The sequence below is a fragment of the Pseudorhodoplanes sp. genome (genome assembly GCA_032027085.1).
GTDB lineage: Bacteria > Pseudomonadota > Alphaproteobacteria > Rhizobiales > Xanthobacteraceae > Pseudorhodoplanes.
In genome coordinates, this window is sequence record JAVSMS010000001.1 from 2,988,225 (window position 1) to 3,007,039 (window position 18,815).

Sequence of the window (18,815 nt, forward strand, 5' to 3'; positions counted from 1 at the left end):
TCAGGCGCCGCGCACGCGCGGCATGAGAATGAACTCCCAGGGCGACGGCATTTCGCCGACCGGCACCTCGATCAGGGTCGGGCCGTCGCGGCGCGCGAAACCGCGGCGCAGGGCTTTGCGCAATTCGTTCGCGTCATGCGCGCGCTCGGCGGCGACGCCGAAGCTCTCGGCGAATTTCACGAAATCCGGGTTGGCCAGATCGACGGCGATATGGCGGGCGCCGTAACTCTGCTGCTGGATCAACTTCACGTTGCCGTAGGTGTTGTTGCTGAACACGATATTGACCAGCGGAATGCGGTGACGCACGGCGGTGGCGAGCTCGACTGCGGTATACATGAAACCGCCATCGCCCGAGATCGACAGCACCGGCACGTCGGGCCGCGCATTCTGCACGCCGAGCGCGGTGGCATAGCCCCAGCCGAGATTGTCCTGAAAGCCGGGCGAGATATACGTGTTCGCCTTGTAGACCGGAAAGGCGAGGCGGGAGGCGAAGCCGATCTGCGTCACCTCGTCAACGAAGATTCCGTTCTCCGGCAGTTCGGCGCGGATCGCTTCGAGAAATGCGATCTGCGGGCCGAGCTTGCCGAGCCGCTTTTTCATCTTCGCGTGGCGCTCCAGCATTTCCGCCTTGCGTGACTTGCGCTTGATGTTGTGTGCCGGAAGCACATCGAGCAGACGTTTCAGCGCGCGCGCGGAATCGCCGATGATCGCCGCGGCCGGCTTGCCGATGCGTTCGACTTCGTCGGGATCGGCGTCGATGCGCACCACTTTCAGCTGCGGGTCGTGACCCCAGTTGTCGAGCTGCATCAAGAGGCGGGTGCCGATGCCGATCACCACGTCCACCTCGCGCCACATCTCGTGCGCCAGCGGTAGCGGGATGGAGAGCGGATTGCGGTCATCGACCACGCCGCGGCCGCGCCGCCAGGCGACCACGGGCGCCTGCAGCATATTGGCGAGGCGGGTGACCTCGCGGGAAGCGCCCTGGGCGCCGCCGCCGACCACGATCATGGGATTCCTGGCGGCGCCTAGGATCTTGGCGGCCGCCAGGACCGCGTCCTCATCGATCGGGGGAAGTTCCGGCTTCTCCGGCTTGCCGATCCTGCCGACCGGCTCGGAGCGGCCCCAGACGTCCATGGCGCATTCCAGCGCCGCCGGTCCGGGCCGGCCGGTGGCCATGGCCCGCATGGCATCGTTCACCAGGCGCGGGGCGTCCGCCGGCCGGGCAATGCGGGCGGAATGGTCGACGAGGCGGGCAATGATCCCGGCCTGATCGCGGATTTCATGCAAATGGCCGAGCGAGCGGCCAATGGCGGCCTGGGGAATCTGGCCGATAATGGCCAGAACCTGCGCGTTCATGCTGTGAGCCTGCAACAGAGCCGCCCCGGTATTCAGGAGGCCGGGCCCCGGCACCACGGCATAGGCCTGCGGCCTGCCGGTCGCGAGCGCCGCCCCCAGCGCCATGTAGGCCGCCCCTTGTTCATGCCGGGTATGGATGGTCCGGATGCGGTTCCCGGCCTTATAGAGGGCGTCGAAGAAGGGGTCGTTATGCACGCCGGGCAGGGCATAGATCGTGTCCAGCCCATGCGCGAGCAGGGAGGCTACGGCCGCCTCGCCGGTGGTCATGCGGCCATTGGGGAGGGGCGCTGTTTTGGTTCCGCTCTTGCGGGCCGCTTTTGTCGTCTTCTTGGTCATGTCGTCCGCCGAAGCGTTTCCGGTGCTGAGTTTGCAGATCGATGCCACGATGTCGAGGCCGTCGCCTTGACAAAGACAGACCCCCATGCGCTTTTCGCGGCCCTCAGCCCTAGAAGCCGCGAATCCCTTCAGACATGCATCGCTATCGCACCCATACCTGCGGCGAGCTCCGCGACACACACATTGGCGAGACGGTGCGCGTCTCCGGCTGGTGCCACCGCATCCGCGACCATGGCGGGGTGCTGTTCATTGACCTGCGCGACCATTACGGCCTGACCCAGGTGGTGGCCGATCCCGACAGTCCAGCCTTCAAGACGGCCGAGACCTTGCGCTCGGAATGGGTGGTGCGGGTCGACGGCAAGGTGCGCCGGCGTCCAGGCGGGACCGAGAATCCCGACCTTCCGACCGGACAGATCGAAGTTTTCGCCGTCGACATCGAGGTGCTGGGCGCGGCCGGCGAATTGCCGATGCCGGTCTTCGGCGACCAGGAATATCCGGAAGACATCCGCCTGAAATACCGCTTCCTCGACCTGCGCCGCGAGCGGCTCCACCAGAACATCATGAAGCGCGGCGCCATCATCGATTCGATCCGCCGGCGCATGAAGGAGGGGGGCTTCTTCGAATTCCAGACGCCGATCCTGACCGCGTCTTCGCCGGAGGGCGCGCGCGATTTCCTCGTGCCCTCGCGCCTGCATCCCGGAAAATTCTACGCGCTGCCGCAGGCGCCGCAGCAATTCAAGCAGCTCATCATGGTGTCGGGCTTCGACCGCTATTTCCAGATCGCGCCCTGTTTCCGCGACGAGGATGCACGCGCCGACCGCTCGCCGGGGGAATTCTACCAGCTCGATATCGAGATGAGCTTCGTCACGCAGGAAGACGTGTTCGCCGCGGTGGAGCCGGTGTTGCGCGGCGTGTTCGAGGAATTCGCCGACGGCAAGGCGGTGACATCGAAATTCCCGATGATCCCTTATGCCGACGCGATGCGCATGTACGGCACCGACAAGCCGGACCTGCGCAATCCGATCAAGATGCAGAATGTCACCGAGGCGTTCCGCGGATCGGGCTTCAAGATTTTCGCCGGCATGATCGAGAAGGATCCGCAGGTCGAAGTGTGGGCGATCCCGGCGCCGAAGGGCGGCAACCGCGCCTTCTGCGACCGCATGAATTCCTGGGCGCAGGGCGAGGGCCAGCCGGGTCTCGGCTACATCTTCTGGCGTGAGGGCGAGGAGGGTGGCGCCGGCCCGCTTGCCAAGAATATCGGACCCGAGCGCACCAAGCAGATCGCAGATCAACTCAAGCTCGGCATCGGCGACGCGGTGTTCTTCATCGCCGGCCGGCCGAAGGATTTTGTGAAATTCGCCGGTCCCGCGCGCACGAAAGTCGGCGAGGAACTCGCTCTTGTTGCGAAAGACCGTTTCGACTTCTGCTGGATCGTCGATTTCCCGATGTATGAATGGAGCGAGGAAGAGAAGAAGATCGACTTCTCGCACAATCCGTTTTCGATGCCGAACATGCCGGTCGACGAGTTCCTGGCGCTCGATCCGAAGGACAACGAAAAAATCCTCGGCCTCAAGGCGTTCCAGTACGACATCGTCTGCAACGGCGTCGAATTGTCGTCGGGCGCGATCCGCAATCATCGCCCCGACGTGATGAAAAAGGCCTTTGCCATTGCCGGCTATCCCGAAGATGTGCTGAAACAGAAATTCGGCGGCATGCTGCGCGCTTTCTCGCTCGGCGCACCGCCGCATGGCGGCATCGCGCCGGGCATCGACCGCATTGTCATGCTGCTCTGCGGAGAGGAGAATCTGCGCGAGGTGGTGCTCTTCCCGATGAACCAGCGCGCGGAAGATCTCCTGATGGGCGCGCCGTCGGAGGTCACGCCGAAGCAAATGCGCGAGTTGCATATCCGCCTCAACTTGCCGCAGAACTGAAGCTGCTGCATTGGAGACGTCTGCAGGTTAAGGTGCGGGCGGGAGAAACGTAATGCCATCCGTCATGTCCAATCTGTCCGATGAACTGCGCACGTCCGCGCTGGCCTATCACCGCAGCCCCAAGCCCGGAAAACTGGAAATCGCCGCCACCAAGCCGCTCGGCAATCAGCACGATCTGGCGCTGGCCTATTCCCCGGGCGTTGCCGCCGCCTGCGAAGCGATCGCGAGTGATCCCGCCGAAGCCGCCGAACTGACAAGCCGGCAGAATCTCGTGGCGGTGGTGTCTAACGGCACCGCGGTGCTGGGCCTCGGCAATATCGGGCCGCTGGCGTCGAAGCCGGTGATGGAAGGCAAGGCGGTCCTGTTCAAGAAATTCGCCGGCATCGACGTCTTCGACATCGAGATCGACGCCAAGGATGTCGACCGCATGGTGGAGGTGGTTTCGGCGCTGGAGCCGACCTTCGGCGGCATCAATCTCGAAGACATCAAGGCGCCGGAATGCTTCGAGGTCGAGGCGCGGCTGCGCGAGCGGATGAAGATCCCGGTCTTCCACGACGACCAGCACGGCACCGCCATCATCGTCGCCGCAGCGGTGGTGAACGCGCTGCACGTCACCGGCAAGACCATCGACAAGATCAAGATCGTGGCCTCTGGCGCAGGGGCGGCGGCGCTCGCCTGTCTCAATCTCCTGGTCTCGCTGGGCGCGAAGGTCGAGAACATCTTCGTCACCGACCTCGAAGGCGTGGTCTACAAGGGCCGCAAGGAATTGATGGACCGCTGGAAGGAGGTTTACGCGCAGGACACGAAGGCGCGGAAGCTCGGCGAGGTGATCGTCGGCGCCGATGTTTTCCTCGGCGTGTCAGCAGGTGGCGTGCTCAAACCCGATATGGTGGCGCGCATGGCGGATCGTCCGCTGATCATGGCGCTCGCCAATCCGGTACCGGAAATCATGCCGGAAGAGGCGATTGCCGTGCGTCCCGACGCCATGATCTGCACCGGGCGGTCCGACTATCCGAACCAGGTGAACAACGTCCTGTGCTTTCCCTTCATCTTCCGCGGTGCGCTGGATGTCGGCGCGACCACGATCAACGAGGAGATGAAGCGGGCGGCGGTCGAGGCCATTGCCGGCCTGGCGCGGGAGACGCCATCAGAAGTTGCGGCAAAAGCCTATGACGGGGAGGCGCGCATGTTCGGCGCCGGCTCGCTTATTCCCAATCCGTTCGATCCGCGCCTGATTTTGCGCATCGCACCGGCCGTGGCGCGCGCCGCCATCCGGTCGGGCGTGGCGACACGGCCCTTCATCGATTTCGACGCCTATGAAGAGCGTCTGAACCGCTTCGTGTTCCGTTCCGGTTTCATCATGAAGCCGGTCTTCATCAAGGCGAAGGCCGATCCCAAACGCGTCATCTATGCCGAGGGTGAGGATGAACGCGTGCTGCGCGCGACGCAGGTCATTCTGGAGGAGGGACTGGCGCGGCCGATCCTGGTCGGCCGCCCGGCGGTCGTTGAGGCGCGGCTGGCGCGGTTTGGCTTGTCACTCAAGCCCGACCGCGATTTCGAATTGATCAATCCGGAAGACGATCCGCGCTACCGCGAATTCGTGAAGGCCTATGTCGAGGCCGCCGGCCGGCGCGGCGTGACGCCCGATACCGCGCGCACGGTGGTGCGCACCAATACCACGGTCATCGCCGCGCTCGCGGTGCGGCTGGGCATCGCCGACACCATGCTCTGCGGTCTCGAGGGCCGCTACATGGCGCATCTGAAGAATATCCGCGACGTGATCGGGCTCGCCTCCGGCGTGCGCGAATTTGCCGCGCTCTCGCTGGTCATCACCGACAAGGGCGCGTACTTCATGACCGACACACAGGTCACCGCGGAACCTGGCGCCGAGGAGATCGCCGACATCGCCGTGCTGGCGGCGGCGCATGTGCGGCGTTTCGGGTTGGAACCGAAGATCGCGCTGCTCTCGCATTCCAATTTCGGCTCTTACGACAGCGCCTCGTCGCGCAAGATGCAGGCAGCACGCGAGCGGCTCGCGGCGACGCATCCGGCGCTGGAAGTGGAAGGCGAGATGCATGGCGACGCCGCGCTGCTGCCGGCCTTGCGCGAGCGGATTTTTCCGAATTCGCGGCTCAAGGGCGAAGCCAATGTGCTGATCATGCCCAATCTCGACGCCGCCAACATCGCCTACCAGATGTCGAAGGTGCTGGCTGATGCCTTGCCGGTCGGCCCGATTTTGATCGGTGCCGCCCGCCCGGCGCATATTTTGACGCCATCGACGACCTCGCGCGGCGTCATCAACATGACGGCGGTATCGGTGGTCGAGGCGCAGGCAAACGGATAAAGCCTCGAAGCGGCTATTCCCGCCCGCACGCTCCCGAGTTAGGCCATTCTTCAAGAATCTGCTTGATACTCGGGCGCGAAATGCTTATTTGGCGGCTTGCCGTTTGGATCGGTCCGCTCAGTCCGTGGGTTGATTCGGCGGCTTTCCTATTATGTGAGCCGGCTCGCCGGTCTCAGCTTTGATCTCTGGTTGGGGAGGACGGCATGAGCCAAAACGCCCTCTTTCAATCGGGAAAAGGCTTGGGGACCCCAAGTACCGCCCGAAAGAAGGACTTCGCGATCGACGCGTCTTCGGTTGCTGCTGAAGAAAGTGCCGATCATTTCGTGGTGAGGAACGGGGTGCGGTGCGCCGGCGCGCATCTCATCATCGACCTATACGACGCCAAGAAGCTCGACGATCTCGATCACATCGAGGCCGCCCTGCGCGCCTGCGTGGATGCGGCTGGCGCGACGCTGCTGCATATTCATCTGCATCATTTCGAGCCGAATGGCGGCGTTTCCGGCGTTGCGGTGCTGGCGGAAAGCCACATCTCGATCCATTCCTGGCCCGAGAACGGCTATGCCGCGCTCGACGTGTTCATGTGCGGCAAGGCAAAGCCCGAAGCCTGCGTGCCGGTGTTGCGGCAGGCGTTCAAGCCTGGTCGCATCGCCGTGAGCGAATATCTGCGCGGGCAGGGCGCTTAATTTTTTAAGTCGCGACGTCATGGCCGGGCTTGTCCCGGCCATCCACGTCCCAATGCTCGGAAACTCAGGAAGACGTGGATGCCCGCGACAAGCGCGGGCATGACGAAACGTTGTGAGGCGCCATGGCCAACGACCGCTGGATTTCCGAAACGTTGTTCGATGACCTCGGCTTCCGCATAAGCTTCAAGGCGGAGCGCGTGCTGTATGAGACCAAGACCGAACACCAGGACCTGGCGCTGTTCGAGAACAGGCGTTTCGGCAAAGTGCTCATGCTGGACGGCGCCACGCAGGTCACTACGGCCGACGAGTTTGTCTATCATGAGATGATGACCCATGTGCCGATCCTGGCGCACGGCAAGGCGAAGGATGTGCTGATCGTCGGTGGCGGCGATTGCGGCATCGCCGAGGAAGCGCTCAAGCACAAGGCGGTGAAGCATCTGGTGCAGGTCGAGATCGACCAGTCTGTCGTCGATTTTTCGAAGGAGCATTTTCCGGAATTCACCGGGCCGGTTTTGTCCGACAAGCGCTTTGAACTCGTTATCGCCGACGGCATGAAATATGTCGCGGAAACCGATCGCCGGTTCGACGTGGTGATCGTGGATTCCACCGACCCGCAGGGCCCGGGCGCGGTTCTGTTCTCCGAAGAATTTTATGCCGGCGTGAAACGCTGTCTGACGCCGGGCGGGGTGATGGTGACGCAGAGCGGTGTGCCGTTCTTTCAGCCGGAGGAACTGACCGGCAGCATCGAAAAATTCCGCAAGCTGTGGAAGGACAGCAGCTGCTATGTCGCAGCGATCCCGACCTATATCGGCGGCCACATGGCGATGGGCTGGGCGAGCGATGACAAGACGCTGCGGCAAACGTCCGTGAAAACCATTGCGCAGCGCTATTCGCGCGCCGGGCGCTTCAGCACCAGATACTGGACGCCTGAGGTACACGTCGCGGCCTTCGCCTTGCCGCGCTTCATCGCTGAACATGTGACGGTGGTGAAGTAAGGCGCCGCTATCGCCACAACGGCTTGTTGGCTTGGCGTATCGCGTCGAAGCGGCTTACGCCGATATTCTTGAGCAGGCGTGCTTCCATCTCGGACAACTGACGGCGTTCCTTCTGGCGGCGGGTGCATACTACATCCCATGCGATTCCCCGCCTGAACACGCGGGCGACAGCATTGCAGACCCCCGGCAGATCAGATTGGCGAAGCCGCAGTCGTCCGGCGCTCATGGCTCTCCTCCATGAATAATCTCGCCGGATTAGCCGGAATGCGGATGGCGATGCTTCGGCCGCGCCCGAACGTTCTGCCTTGCAGATCGTAAGGTCGAGGGCCAGACTCTTTGCGTGAGAGCAGCACACAACCAACTCGCGATCGTTGCCGCATGCGCCGGAGATCCGGCGCGCGCGAACATGCTGTCGCTGCTGATGGACGGGCGCGCCTTCACCGCCGGTGAATTGTCGGCGGCGGCAAACATCATGCCGCAGACCGCGAGCGGGCATCTGGCGCGCATGGTCGATGCCGGATTGCTGATGGTCGCGCAGCAGGGGCGGCACCGCTATTACCGGTTGGCATCGCCCTTGGTCGGACAGATGCTGGAGGGAATGATGGTGGTTGCAGCTGCCGATCCGTCCGCGCGGAAATTCGGTCCGCGCGATGAGGCGATGCGGTTTGCCAGAACGTGCTATGACCATCTGGCCGGAAAACTGGCCATTGCCCTTGCCGACGGGCTGATGGAGCGCGGCTATCTCGTTCTCTCCGACGAAGGCGGCGAGATCACGCCGGCCGGCCGCGCTTTCTTTTCCAGGCAGGGCCTCGATCTGAACCTCCAGCCGCACCGGGCCTTCTGCCGGCCGTGCCTCGACTGGAGCGAGCGGCGTTATCATCTCGCCGGGACGCTCGGAACGCGCATCAAGCAACAGTTTTTCGAACGGCAATGGATCAAGCAGAAGGCGGGACAGCGCACGGTGACGCTCACACCGCTAGGCCGCAGGCAGCTGCGGGACATCTACAGCGTTGCAGATCCCGGCATTTAGATTTCGCTAACCATGCCGCGCTTTGGAGAAAGGCTGCGGCAATTTCAACCTGGGGTCGGCGAGGCATTTAAATCCGCCTTTACGCCGCCGCGGCACCTTCAGGGCCTCGATCGGGCCGGGCTCTGTCTTTGTGCGTTTGTTGTCAAAAAAGCTGATTGCTGTCGTGGCCGGCGTCCTCCTCGCAGGAACGCCGATGGCTCTGTTCAACTATTGGGTGAACAACCTCATTCTCGAACAGACCCGTGACGACGTCGATTCCACTGCCCGCCGCAGCATCACATTGGCGGAAGGGCGCATCGGCCAGGCCATGAGCGCGGTTGAAGACTTGGCACGGCGCGACATCACGACATGCAGTCCGGAGCATATCGACGCGTTGCGGCGCGCCAAACTAGGCTATAGCGCCGTCTCCGAATTCTCCATTCTCGACGCGAGCGGCCGAACCCTCTGCAGCGACCTTGGCATTGCCTTGCGGCATCGCATCGTTCTTTCCTCCGAAACTGTCGCCGACAGCACGGTCAGCCTGGATGTGATGGTGGTGGACGACAAGCCGCAACGCATGCTGCGTGTCCGCCGTCCGACAGCAACCAACAGCGTTGCTGCGCTTATACCTGGCGACCTGTTGATTGCTCATGTCTCGACCCAGGGCGGGCTGTTGATGAACGCGCATGGGCGTATCGCAACCACGGACGGCACCATTTTGGCGACTGTCGGCCCGGTGACGGAATACGGAAGCCCGTTCGATTCCATGGTCGTCAGCACGCTGGTGTCGAAGCGCTTCGGCGTCAATGTCACCTTGACCCGGCCGGAATCGATGCTGTCGAGCGGGCAGGAGGAAATCAAATTCCTGGGCTCGGTCGTGAACGGCGTGATCGCCATCGCGTTGCTGACGATCGGCATTCTGGTGCCTTGGCGGCAGCGCAACAATCCGGTCGCGGAACTCGAACGCGCGCTGAACGCCGGTGAATTCATTCCGTATTATCAGCCGGTCGTCGACATCACGACGGGGCGGCTGCGCGGATGCGAAGTGCTCATGCGCTGGCGTAAAACGGATGGCACTGTTATTCCGCCCGCGTCTTTTATTCCGCTTGCGGAATCGAGCGGGCTGATCCTGGAGATGACGCGAAGCTTGATGCGGAAGGTGTCGCAGGAGCTTGGTCCGGTCTCGCAAACCCGACCGAACCTGCGGGTGGGTTTCAATCTTGCCGCCCAGCATTTCAGCAATGACAGCATTGTCGAGGACGTGCGGAAGATATTCGAACACTCTCAGATCAATCTCACACAGATTGTACTTGAAGTGACGGAGCGGCAGCCGCTCGACGATTTGGCGCAGGCTCGTCACGTAATTGCCGCTCTGCAGCAGCTTGGTGTCAAGATCGCGATCGACGATATTGGCGCAGGCCATAGCGGTCTGTCCTATATTCTCAAGCTCGGCGTTGACGTGATCAAGCTTGACAAGATGTTTGTCGACGCCCTCGGCAGCGAGAGCAATTCCACTGCGATCATCGAGACGCTGGTGGAGCTCGCGCGCAACATGGATATCGAAATCATCGCCGAAGGCGTAGAAACCTTCGAGCAGGTGATCGCGCTGCGCGAGCGCGGCGTCGAGGCCGTACAGGGCTATGTCTTTGCGCCGCCTTTGCCCGGGACGTCTTTCCTGCGACTGCTAGAGGCGACCGACCACCAGGCGCAATTGGGCAAGACGAAGGCGCCGGCGACCGTGTCATTCGGCTTTGGCTACCTGTCGTCACGCCGGCGCGCCAACGCCGCCTGAGAAGAGGCGCGGCAATGCCCCATGTTTGCCATCGCCCGCGCGCAAGAAGATTGTCACAACGTCCATATTTGACACGGCACATCAATGAAGCGTCTTTTGATCAGTGTATTCTTGCTGGCCATGCTGACGCCCGCGATGGCGCAGAATGCACGTCCGGCCGACCCGGAAAACGGCCGGAAACTGCTTGAAAATGAGCAGATCAATGTGCGGGAAATGCACCTCAAGGCAGGGACCAAGGTCGCAAGCCAGGCGTTTCCAAATACGTTTCTATATGCCCTGACCGATGGCGCCCTGGTCTTCTTGCCGCCAGGACGGACACCCTATGAACTGACATTCAAGGCGGGTGAGGCGCTGTGGCTGTCCGCACAACAGGCAGCGATGGCCAATGAGACCGGCAAGGATATTCGCGCCTTGCTGGTGGAGATCAAGCAACGGCCGCCCGCGGCAGCCAAGTCGAAAGGGAAGAGCAAGGGCACCGGCAAAGGATCGAAATCGAAGGCGCCTGCCGCCAAGAGCAGGAAGAAGTGATAGACTTGGCCATATTTGCGAGAGCTGCCGGCAGGCTATTTGCAGGGCGATATCCATGAATATTCTTTTTATTGTCGGCCGTATCGCATTCGTGCTGATTTTCATTCTGTCCGGCGCGCAGAAGCTTTTCGATATTTCCGGCACCGCGGCGATGATCGAAAGCAAGATCGTCGTGCCGCCAATTCTCATCGATCTTGAAACGAAGCTGCAAGGCCTGACCGGCATGCCGTTGCCGAGACTGCTGGCGATCGTGGCCGGCGTGGTCGAAATCGGCGGCGGACTGATGATTGCCGCCAATGTCGGAACGCGGATCGCGGCGGCGGCGTTGATCGTCTTTACGGCGCTGGCAACTTATCTTTTCCACGATTTCTGGGCGATAACCGGCACCGACCGCACCGCCAATATGGTTCAGGCGATGAAGAATCTCTCCATGATCGGAGCGCTCATCATTTTCTTTGTGCTTGGTACGTGGCGCCCGGCGACCAGCGGCGACCGTGACAGAGACTCCGATTCACCTTATTGAGCACATATGGAAACGAAAACCACATCATCGCTGCGACTCATCGTCTGCGCAGCCTCTTGTCTCTCAATCCTGCCGCTTGTTGCAGGCACTCGGCCTGCGCATGCTTTCTTCAGGAACTACAATGAGGCGTGGTGTGCGCAAATGGGCGACGGCATCGAGGATTGCTCCTATTACACGTGGCAGCAGTGCCGTGCGGCGGCGTCCGGCACGGGCAATTTCTGCTACGCAAATCCACGCTACGTCCCGCAGCAGCAGCGGAAGTCGAAACGAAAATATTATCGCGGCTGAATGAAAGGGGCGGCCAAGAGGGCCGCCCAAGTTGATACGCCACGCGGGAGGAACTCCTGCGGGCTGCCGTCCGGCGCAGCCTTCGCGATCGAATCAACGCATACTCAAACTCTGAGGCGATTCGTCGCATTCGTCACGCGAATCTTTTCCTACAGGAATACCGTCACGATTCTGTCAGGTTTGTCCGGCGCGCTCCCAGACGACCAGGGTCGCGCCGCGCCGCGCGTCAAGCGTCTGTTGAGGGCCTGCGACCAAGCCGCTGGCGGCCAAGACGTCTTCGGGAGTTGAGGCCGGCACCCGCGGGAAAACCGGCCGTCCACCCGGAAGCTTCACGCCCTTTGCTCGCGTCAGGTAGAACGCGTCATAGCGCTGCAGGAATAATCCAAAGACCTCCGTGCCCCCCAGGACCGCGACGATGCCGCCCTCCACATCGACGGCTTCCATCGCCTGTTCCAGCGGCAACCCGGCAGGGTTCCACAACACCGCGTTGGGGAAGTCGGTCGGGCCGAGCGTCTCGACGGCCCTGCTGGCTATGAGGCGCCGACGCGTTGGCGATTGCGGCTGGTTCTCATGCGAATGACGCCCGTGCACTAGGATGTCGGCGCGGTCGAGGCCGCTGGCCAGGAATTGCTGATCAGCCTCGACCACGAGGGAAGGGGGCATCACGCCGGCCGCATCCGCCAGCATGCCGTCTTCCGAAACGATGGCGTATCCTTCGATGCGCAGCGTCATGTGAGATCGGTCCCAAGTCCGAACAGGATATCCATGAAGGCGGGCGCTGTCCGCAAACGAAAACGCCGGGCAACCGGCCCGGCGTTTCATTTATTGTTGATCGCCGAGCTCAGTCGACGGTGCGGACCACGCTTGCGGTCGGGCGCTGGCTGACCGTCGGCAGCTTCTGATCCTTCTTCACCAGCTCGTCATACTGCGCGATGGTCTTGACCGGATCCTTCGCCCGCATGTGCACGATCTTGTAGCCGTCAGCCTTGAGCTGGTTCAGCAGCTCCGGCAGCGCTTCAGCGGTGGCATGCTGGAAGTCATGCATCAGCACGATGCCCTTGCCGTGTTTCTTCAGCTTGGCCATCACCGAATTGACGACCTGCTCAGGCTTGCGCGCCTTAAAATCGAAGGAATCCATATCGGTGGAGAACATGCCGATGTTACGCTCGCCGAGATAGGTCACGAGCTCCGGCGGATGTTGCAGGGCAGGGAAGCGGAAGAACGGGGCCGGCGCCGCACCGAGCGAGATTGCAACCGCGCTCACGCCTTTCTCAATCTCCTCGAGAGCCTGCTCTTTCGTCATATTCTTCTTGGCGAGATTTTGATGCGACCAGGTGTGCGAGCCAATGGTATGGCCGGCCTCGGCGACCTGCTTCAGAATCTCCGGATAATAGGTGGCGTGTTTGCCGATCGGGAAAAACGTGGCCTTGATGCAGTGATCGGACAGGGCCTTCAGCACCGCCGGCGTTGTCACGGGCCAGGGGCCGTCATCGAAGGTCAACAGCACTTCCTTGTTGCGCAGGAAATCATGTTGCTTGAAGTGCTCGAAACCGAAGCCCGGACCACCGGTCGTGTCGATTTCGACCGTCCGCGCAATTCCCAGTGCATTGGGATTGGAGCAGGCTGCGCTGCCAGATTGGCCCAAGGCGGCCCCTGACGCCGCCACAGAAGCGGAAATTGCCAAAGCAAAACCGAGTCCCACACGCATTTAGACCTCCTCATGAGACCATGGGGGCCAAATACCGGCCCAAAAATGTTGAAATCGAGCGCATGGAACGCCCGCCGGCATCCGGAGTCAACGAAATGGTAACTTTTTGCAGTCGGGGATTGGGGAATATGGTTAGCCGTGCCCAGAAGGTCACTTTGGGCGGGACGGAGCCGTTGAGGGACGGGTCTGGAACCTGATCCGCCTTCTCAGCCGGTGACGAGTTCCCTCTCGATGGCGGCGACGATCTTCGGGTCCATGGGTTCGATCGCCGAGGCATAGACGCCGGCGATAATGCCGTCCCGTCCGACAAGGTATTTGTGAAAGTTCCAGCGGGGCGTTTCGAGGGGGCGCTGCAGGGCGGCCCAACGATAGAAGGGGTGGGCGCTCTCGCCCTTCACATCGATCTTTGCCATGAGCGGAAAGGTCACGCCATGCGCGTGCGCCGTGTGGCGGATCTCGGAAGCGCCGCCAGGCTCTTGCTCGCCGAAATCATTCGACGGCACTCCGAGGACCAGAAGTCCGCGGTCGCGATAACGCGCCCACAGGGTTTCGAGCCCGGAAAATTGCCGTGCATAGCCGCACAACGATGCAGTGTTCACGATCAGGATCGGCTTACCGGCCTGTTGCACGAGCCGAAGGTCGGAGCCGTCGAGATCGCGGAAAGAGAATGCATAGGCGGTGGTGCGGCTGACGGCAGGCGATTGCGCGCGCGTTGCAAAGGCACTCAGCGGCACAGCGGCCAATCCTGCGGCCAGTTGAAGAAATGCTCTGCGGTCGACTGTCATCGCTCACCCTCTGTTTTCTAATTTATCAGTCCGCCGGCGGGACCGGCGAAGCACAAGACTGTGAGCACGCTGACATCGTGACGGAACGCCTGCCGCATCTGTGCGTTTTTACCAGCGGCGCACGAAGGTTAGGCGATGTCATTCCAGGCAAATGCGAACGAATCCGGTGCGGAGGCTATGCATTTGTCACCGCAAGAACCGCGGGCAGCCAGTTTGACCCTAGCCTGCATCCTCGCGGTTGGCAGCATGTTTGTCATCGCCGCTCCACAACCCGAACCAGACATCAAGGTGGGCGCAACGCGAGCATCGGCGGTGCCGACGGGTGCAGCAATATCAAAGGCGCCGACGCCAAAAACCGACGCGCAAACGGATGTGAAAATCATCGGTGGATCTGCCGATGTCGGCAAGCCATGCGATGAGCAGACTTGGCCTTACATCGAACGGCGCTGTCTGACGTGGGCCGATGCAAAAAATGCAATGGACAATAACATCGCGCAAGCGCCGCTCGGCCTGCGCGACGTGCTCACCGGTGTCTGGCCGGCAAAGAGAGACATGCCTGCCGCCTCCGCAATGGCCGCGCCTGCAACCGATCAACCGGCTGGCAGCCTGACCGCGATCGTGCCGACGCCTCCCTCGGAACAGATGCAGGCGAGCACGGTCGCGGCTGCGCGCGACGATGAAGACCTTGCAGGGATGGATGCGGCCGTGCCTCCGTCGCGGGCCGAACAGCGTCAGATGGCGCGGGAGCAGCGGCGTATGCACCGCGAGCAACGGCGCATCGAACGCGCCGAACGGCGTGCCGCGCGGAACTGGAGCGAGTACAGCGATCGTGATGGCGAGGCGCGGCGCCTGGTCGTGATTCGTCGGGCCTCGCAACCCGATCGCTTCTTCCGCAATCTCCGATGACGCAAAAAAATCGCCGGCTGCCCGAAAGCAGCCGGCGATGACGCGCGCCTTGAAAACCTGTGATTTGAAAAGTCGCTGGTGCTGAAACTCAGTGGCAGTGATTGCGGTAGCGTTTCGGAGAGCCGTAACCTGCGTATCCGTAATTCTGATAGCCGTAGCCCTCGGCATAGGCCGGACGCCTGGGCGCGACGAATTTGGGCGGGACCGGCGCAAGTTTCGGAGCCGGTTTGGCTTCCTGCGGCGCCGCTTCCGGCGCTCCCTGCGGGACCTCTGCATCGGGCTGAGCCTGTTCCGGCTGCGCCGCGGCGCCCTCGGTCGCGGGAGCGGGCGTCTGCGCAGGCTGCTGGGCCGCCTGCGGGGTCTGGGCAACCTGTTGCTGCGCCGGCGCCGGCAGAACCTGAATCTGGCGGCTTTCGCCAGACTGCTGCGCAGGGGCGGACTGCGCGTGAGCGGCACCGGCCATGACGGCCAGGATTGCGGCGGCGACTGCGGATTTGGTCAGCATGGTCATGGCCTTGGTCCTCTGAAAAGGCTGGGTGAGCATGGGTCGCGGCGGCCGCGGCGCCGGTTCAACATTTCTCTCGTCGAGCCAAAAAATTTGCGCGCGGAACCGGGTTTATTCGGTCGCTTTCAGCAACCGCTAACCAGCGCAGCAGGAGCCGCAATCTTGCCCGAACGTCGCCTGTCTTTGCGCGTCCAATGTGCAGGTCAAACTCTGGTGCTGGCATGAGCGCATTGGATCGTGTCGTGTGTCTGCTGGCCTTGCTGATGGCGGTATTCGGCAGCGTGTCGCTGTATGCGCAGGCGCAGGAGCTCGAGCGGCAGGCCGCCGCTTGCCACGTTCAATTGCGGCAATTCGCGCTCTATCCCGGCCTGTGAACGCAGTGCCGTCTCAGCGCCGCGTGCAGGACTCTACATCGTCTTGGGAATCGGAATGGTATGGACCAGCCGTCCTGCCTCGTCGCGCACTTCCAGCATCCAGCCGCTGTAACGCCTCAGTCCAAGACTGATGCCGGCGATGGCATCGCGCGCGGTCAGCAAAGCCTCCTGGCGGGCGGCGGCGTCGCTCGGGAATTCGCGTCCGACCTGATCGATGACTGTGCGCTTGTCATCCTTGTAGTCGAAATAATAACGCGGCATGCACCCCGCCTTCACTCGATCGCTGGGTAGGCGGGGAGCACAAACAGGCTGTTCGTCACTGGCGCGCGGTCCCCCTGACAGTCATCAAGGCAAACGCCGCATGCTGCGGCAGGTTCCGGGGTGGAAGCAGCCGGGAATGACTCTCACGGAGACGCCTCATCCCGCGTTCGTGATGGCGCCAGCAAACGGCGGGATGCTAGCGTGCCCCCTCGAGGCATGAGGACTCGGCATGCGCAAAATCCTGATCGCGGCGGCTCTGCTGGCAGTGCCAGTCCTGGCACCACAATCGGCAGCGGCGGACACCATTTATCCCTGGTGTCTGTATGACAGCCGCGGCGGCGTGAACTGCGGATTCGTCAACGAATGGCAATGCCGCAAATCAAAAACCGCAAACGCCGACATGTGCGGCCTTAATGGGCTCTACTTCCGATACCCGGCGCGTCAGATGGACCGCCCGCCTTACCGGGCGAAGCGCTATCGCTATTATCACGGGTGACAGAGCAATGCGGCGCGTGGATCAACGCGCCGGATTCTGGCCGCCCTGCATCGACGAGAAGCTCGAGAACAATCCGCCCTTCTTGCCAGTGTTATCCTCTGCCAGGCGCTTGATGAAGGTCTCGGGCAGATACGCATTGGGATTGGGCGTATCGAGGCCGATATGCTTTGCGATATCGGCGGCGAAGGAATTGCAGTTATAGGTCGGCGCGTGCCAAGTCTTGGTCGTCGCCTGCAGGTGGCGGATATAGGCCGCGGTGCGGTCATACTCGGCCTTGGTCATCGCCACGCAGAAGCGCGCCGTCAGATATTGCTCGTCGAGGTCGCCATAGCTGACGCCGGTTTCGGCTTCGACCGGCGCCCAGTGACCCTGAATATAGGTCGCGGGATCGTCGCCTTTGGGATGCAGGCCGGCAACCTTGAAGCTGGCGAAGCCTCTGCCGCTGCCGAGTGTGCCGTGGAAGACGAAGGTGTGGCCGTAGCTTGCGGCGGTGCGTGAGCGGAATTCCACGAAATAGGGCTTGCCCGCCACGCGCGGGCAGGCCTTTGAGGTCACCGGCTCCTTGATCGGCTCTTTCTTAAATTGAGACGTGCGCTGCGCGACACCAGTGCTCGCAGCCGCCTGAGCCTGCAGCTTCGTGGATTGTGCCGGTTTGGCTTGAGTCGGCTTGGTCGCCTGAGAGGCGGTGGGCTTTGTGGCCGCACCCTGAGGGGAGGGCGTCTGCGCCTGGGCCGCAAACACGTTCACGCTCGCGGAGATTGCGAGCGTATACATTCCAATCCGGAAACCAGACAGGTTCCCGCCAGTAAATTTCATACGCACAGTGAGCTCCCTAACCAGATTCCGACCCAACTCCAGCCGGCCCGGCGAGCGGAAGCGCCCTCGCAACCCAAGCAAAACGAAAAAGGCCAGCGCTAGCTGGCCTTTCCGTATATCAGCCCTTGGTTACGACCGGAGCTTTACCAACCGGGTACTTGCCAACCGTCGTGCAGGCCGCAGCGCTCAGCAGTGTGAGGAGCGCGGTGGTGATAACAAGAGTCTTCTTCATGGGTACAGCCCCCAAGGTGTGAGTCCAGACCATGACATTAGAGGCCTCGACTAACGGCCACTAGTGCCAAAAAGACACAGTGAATTAACTATACGCATTCCGAAGCTGTCGAATGGCATTCATCCACAGGCCGGCTTCGGCATCGGGCGAGATCAGTAGACCTAGGCCGCTAGTCGTCGTCGATTTCGTCGTCCAGCGGTGCGATGGTGGTGAGCGGACCGCTGGAAAGGCTGATCTTGCGCCGGCCGGTGGGCTGCTCGGGAGCCGGGGCGGGCGCCTTCCGCGACAGGGCAAACAAGGCGGCGCCGGCATACCCGCCTGATTCGACCAGTTCGTCTTCACTGCAACTCGCAGCGATCGTCAGACCGAGCGATTGCAGATGGGCGCGGCGATAGCAGTAGAGAGCGAGCATGGCGCGCACATCGGGTGATACTGTCTGCACCAGCGTCGCCAGTCCCTGCCGATGGGAGCGATACAGTTCACCGAGAGTTTGATCGGCGACCGGGCAAGGTTCTTCAGCAAGACTGTAGGACATTGCGCTTCTCCAGCATGACTGCCCGAATCGACATGCGATGCTTCGCGTTAATTGAAGGTTAACTCTGGACGAATTCGCCGGCCGGCCGGCGGACTATAAAGCTCCCTTTAACGGAGAACGGCCGACAATTTACGTGGTGATTGTTGGTTTTACGGATCAGGACATGCGTGAAAACCGCAGATATCAGCGCGTCCGGCCATCCGGTCTGATGGCGAAGACCGGGAAGATCATCGGCGATCGTAAAGCGCCTGCCATCGACGTCAGCATCATCGACTTGTCGGCGGGCGGAGCCTGCCTTGGGCTGTCCAAGGATGTCGCTGTCCCCAAGCGATTCACGCTGGTGCACGGCGCAACCAGGAAAAGCTGCAGCCTAGTCTGGAAACGGGGCTATCGCCTCGGCGTGTCGTTCTAG

The 18,815-nt window shown here is 62.1% G+C and carries 21 protein-coding genes; 13 read left to right on the forward strand and 8 right to left on the reverse strand.

Annotated features, from left to right (window positions below; all coding sequences use genetic code 11):
- The gene (locus RO009_14360) at positions 1 to 1,692 is read right to left on the reverse strand and encodes a thiamine pyrophosphate-binding protein (protein ID MDT3686214.1); all 1,692 of its coding nucleotides are present in this window, start codon (positions 1,690 to 1,692) and stop codon (positions 1 to 3) included.
- Between the two features lie 134 nt (positions 1,693 to 1,826).
- Between RO009_14360 and aspS the strand changes: the two genes are divergently transcribed.
- From aspS to RO009_14405, 9 genes are all read left to right on the forward strand, one after another.
- Positions 1,827 to 3,623 carry an aspartate--tRNA ligase gene (aspS, locus tag RO009_14365; GenBank protein MDT3686215.1) on the forward strand — a complete coding sequence of 599 codons (1,797 nt, stop codon included), beginning with the start codon at positions 1,827 to 1,829 and terminating at the stop codon, positions 3,621 to 3,623.
- Between the two features lie 64 nt (positions 3,624 to 3,687).
- Complete coding sequence (locus RO009_14370) at positions 3,688 to 5,967, forward strand: NADP-dependent malic enzyme (protein MDT3686216.1); 2,280 nt, start codon at positions 3,688 to 3,690, stop codon at positions 5,965 to 5,967.
- Positions 5,968 to 6,170: 203 nt separating this feature from the next.
- Positions 6,171 to 6,650, forward strand: a complete 480-nt coding sequence (speD, locus tag RO009_14375; GenBank protein MDT3686217.1) for an adenosylmethionine decarboxylase — start codon at positions 6,171 to 6,173, stop codon at positions 6,648 to 6,650.
- 122 nt (positions 6,651 to 6,772) lie between these two features.
- Positions 6,773 to 7,645, forward strand: a complete 873-nt coding sequence (gene speE / locus RO009_14380) for a polyamine aminopropyltransferase (GenBank protein ID MDT3686218.1) — start codon at positions 6,773 to 6,775, stop codon at positions 7,643 to 7,645.
- Between the two features lie 340 nt (positions 7,646 to 7,985).
- A complete protein-coding gene (locus tag RO009_14385; protein MDT3686219.1) occupies positions 7,986 to 8,675 on the forward strand; it encodes a helix-turn-helix transcriptional regulator in 690 nt (229 codons plus the stop codon).
- Positions 8,676 to 8,838: 163 nt separating this feature from the next.
- Positions 8,839 to 10,446 (forward strand): EAL domain-containing protein, encoded by a 1,608-nt coding sequence (locus RO009_14390; GenBank protein MDT3686220.1) that lies wholly within the window; start codon positions 8,839 to 8,841, stop codon positions 10,444 to 10,446.
- An 84-nt stretch (positions 10,447 to 10,530) separates the two neighbouring features.
- The gene (locus tag RO009_14395; protein MDT3686221.1) at positions 10,531 to 10,974 is read left to right on the forward strand and encodes a hypothetical protein; all 444 of its coding nucleotides are present in this window, start codon (positions 10,531 to 10,533) and stop codon (positions 10,972 to 10,974) included.
- Between the two features lie 55 nt (positions 10,975 to 11,029).
- On the forward strand, positions 11,030 to 11,497 hold the full coding sequence (locus RO009_14400) for a DoxX family protein (protein ID MDT3686222.1): 468 nt from the start codon (positions 11,030 to 11,032) through the stop codon (positions 11,495 to 11,497).
- A 6-nt stretch (positions 11,498 to 11,503) separates the two neighbouring features.
- Positions 11,504 to 11,785: a DUF3551 domain-containing protein gene (locus tag RO009_14405; protein MDT3686223.1), complete on the forward strand. Its 282-nt coding sequence runs from the start codon at positions 11,504 to 11,506 to the stop codon at positions 11,783 to 11,785.
- 174 nt (positions 11,786 to 11,959) lie between these two features.
- Here the strand turns inward: RO009_14405 and RO009_14410 are convergent, their stop codons facing one another.
- From RO009_14410 to RO009_14420, 3 genes are all read right to left on the reverse strand, one after another.
- Complete coding sequence (locus tag RO009_14410; protein MDT3686224.1) at positions 11,960 to 12,517, reverse strand: dihydrofolate reductase; 558 nt, start codon at positions 12,515 to 12,517, stop codon at positions 11,960 to 11,962.
- A gap of 109 nt (positions 12,518 to 12,626) precedes the next feature.
- Positions 12,627 to 13,493, reverse strand: a complete 867-nt coding sequence (locus tag RO009_14415; GenBank protein MDT3686225.1) for a polysaccharide deacetylase family protein — start codon at positions 13,491 to 13,493, stop codon at positions 12,627 to 12,629.
- A 206-nt stretch (positions 13,494 to 13,699) separates the two neighbouring features.
- The gene (locus RO009_14420) at positions 13,700 to 14,278 is read right to left on the reverse strand and encodes a glutathione peroxidase (GenBank protein ID MDT3686226.1); all 579 of its coding nucleotides are present in this window, start codon (positions 14,276 to 14,278) and stop codon (positions 13,700 to 13,702) included.
- A 477-nt stretch (positions 14,279 to 14,755) separates the two neighbouring features.
- On the opposite strand from RO009_14420, the gene RO009_14425 reads away from it, so the two are divergent.
- Positions 14,756 to 15,184, forward strand: a complete 429-nt coding sequence (locus tag RO009_14425) for a hypothetical protein (protein MDT3686227.1) — start codon at positions 14,756 to 14,758, stop codon at positions 15,182 to 15,184.
- Between the two features lie 88 nt (positions 15,185 to 15,272).
- Here the strand turns inward: RO009_14425 and RO009_14430 are convergent, their stop codons facing one another.
- Positions 15,273 to 15,695 carry a hypothetical protein gene (locus RO009_14430; protein ID MDT3686228.1) on the reverse strand — a complete coding sequence of 141 codons (423 nt, stop codon included), beginning with the start codon at positions 15,693 to 15,695 and terminating at the stop codon, positions 15,273 to 15,275.
- Between the two features lie 215 nt (positions 15,696 to 15,910).
- Here RO009_14430 and RO009_14435 point away from each other — a divergent pair, with 215 nt between their 5' ends.
- Positions 15,911 to 16,063 carry a hypothetical protein gene (locus RO009_14435; protein MDT3686229.1) on the forward strand — a complete coding sequence of 51 codons (153 nt, stop codon included), beginning with the start codon at positions 15,911 to 15,913 and terminating at the stop codon, positions 16,061 to 16,063.
- 33 nt (positions 16,064 to 16,096) lie between these two features.
- Here RO009_14435 and RO009_14440 read toward each other — a convergent pair whose 3' ends face one another.
- Positions 16,097 to 16,324, reverse strand: coding sequence for a hypothetical protein (locus RO009_14440; GenBank protein ID MDT3686230.1), 228 nt, complete (start codon positions 16,322 to 16,324; stop codon positions 16,097 to 16,099).
- A gap of 229 nt (positions 16,325 to 16,553) precedes the next feature.
- Here RO009_14440 and RO009_14445 point away from each other — a divergent pair, with 229 nt between their 5' ends.
- Positions 16,554 to 16,820, forward strand: coding sequence for a DUF3551 domain-containing protein (locus tag RO009_14445; protein MDT3686231.1), 267 nt, complete (start codon positions 16,554 to 16,556; stop codon positions 16,818 to 16,820).
- A gap of 21 nt (positions 16,821 to 16,841) precedes the next feature.
- Here RO009_14445 and RO009_14450 read toward each other — a convergent pair whose 3' ends face one another.
- Entirely contained in the window at positions 16,842 to 17,594 is a 753-nt protein-coding gene (locus RO009_14450; protein MDT3686232.1) for a hypothetical protein, read from the reverse strand.
- A 443-nt stretch (positions 17,595 to 18,037) separates the two neighbouring features.
- Positions 18,038 to 18,403, reverse strand: a complete 366-nt coding sequence (locus tag RO009_14455; GenBank protein ID MDT3686233.1) for a hypothetical protein — start codon at positions 18,401 to 18,403, stop codon at positions 18,038 to 18,040.
- A gap of 163 nt (positions 18,404 to 18,566) precedes the next feature.
- On the opposite strand from RO009_14455, the gene RO009_14460 reads away from it, so the two are divergent.
- Positions 18,567 to 18,815, forward strand: coding sequence for a PilZ domain-containing protein (locus tag RO009_14460; protein MDT3686234.1), 249 nt, complete (start codon positions 18,567 to 18,569; stop codon positions 18,813 to 18,815).

Coding starts and splice junctions, on each gene's coding strand:
- RO009_14410 (MDT3686224.1), bottom strand. CDS start 12,517: ATGACGCTGCGCATCGAAGGATACGCCATCGTTTCGGAAGACGGCATG.
- RO009_14440 (MDT3686230.1), bottom strand. CDS start 16,324: ATGCCGCGTTATTATTTCGACTACAAGGATGACAAGCGCACAGTCATC.
- aspS (MDT3686215.1), top strand. CDS start 1,827: ATGCATCGCTATCGCACCCATACCTGCGGCGAGCTCCGCGACACACAC.
- RO009_14425 (MDT3686227.1), top strand. CDS start 14,756: ATGGACAATAACATCGCGCAAGCGCCGCTCGGCCTGCGCGACGTGCTC.
- speD (MDT3686217.1), top strand. CDS start 6,171: ATGAGCCAAAACGCCCTCTTTCAATCGGGAAAAGGCTTGGGGACCCCA.
- RO009_14420 (MDT3686226.1), bottom strand. CDS start 14,278: ATGACAGTCGACCGCAGAGCATTTCTTCAACTGGCCGCAGGATTGGCC.
- speE (MDT3686218.1), top strand. CDS start 6,773: ATGGCCAACGACCGCTGGATTTCCGAAACGTTGTTCGATGACCTCGGC.
- RO009_14415 (MDT3686225.1), bottom strand. CDS start 13,493: ATGCGTGTGGGACTCGGTTTTGCTTTGGCAATTTCCGCTTCTGTGGCG.
- RO009_14430 (MDT3686228.1), bottom strand. CDS start 15,695: ATGACCATGCTGACCAAATCCGCAGTCGCCGCCGCAATCCTGGCCGTC.
- RO009_14370 (MDT3686216.1), top strand. CDS start 3,688: ATGTCCAATCTGTCCGATGAACTGCGCACGTCCGCGCTGGCCTATCAC.
- RO009_14435 (MDT3686229.1), top strand. CDS start 15,911: ATGAGCGCATTGGATCGTGTCGTGTGTCTGCTGGCCTTGCTGATGGCG.
- RO009_14400 (MDT3686222.1), top strand. CDS start 11,030: ATGAATATTCTTTTTATTGTCGGCCGTATCGCATTCGTGCTGATTTTC.
- RO009_14395 (MDT3686221.1), top strand. CDS start 10,531: ATGAAGCGTCTTTTGATCAGTGTATTCTTGCTGGCCATGCTGACGCCC.
- RO009_14445 (MDT3686231.1), top strand. CDS start 16,554: ATGCGCAAAATCCTGATCGCGGCGGCTCTGCTGGCAGTGCCAGTCCTG.
- RO009_14460 (MDT3686234.1), top strand. CDS start 18,567: ATGCGTGAAAACCGCAGATATCAGCGCGTCCGGCCATCCGGTCTGATG.
- RO009_14455 (MDT3686233.1), bottom strand. CDS start 18,403: ATGTCCTACAGTCTTGCTGAAGAACCTTGCCCGGTCGCCGATCAAACT.
- RO009_14405 (MDT3686223.1), top strand. CDS start 11,504: ATGGAAACGAAAACCACATCATCGCTGCGACTCATCGTCTGCGCAGCC.
- RO009_14360 (MDT3686214.1), bottom strand. CDS start 1,692: ATGACCAAGAAGACGACAAAAGCGGCCCGCAAGAGCGGAACCAAAACA.
- RO009_14450 (MDT3686232.1), bottom strand. CDS start 17,594: ATGTATACGCTCGCAATCTCCGCGAGCGTGAACGTGTTTGCGGCCCAG.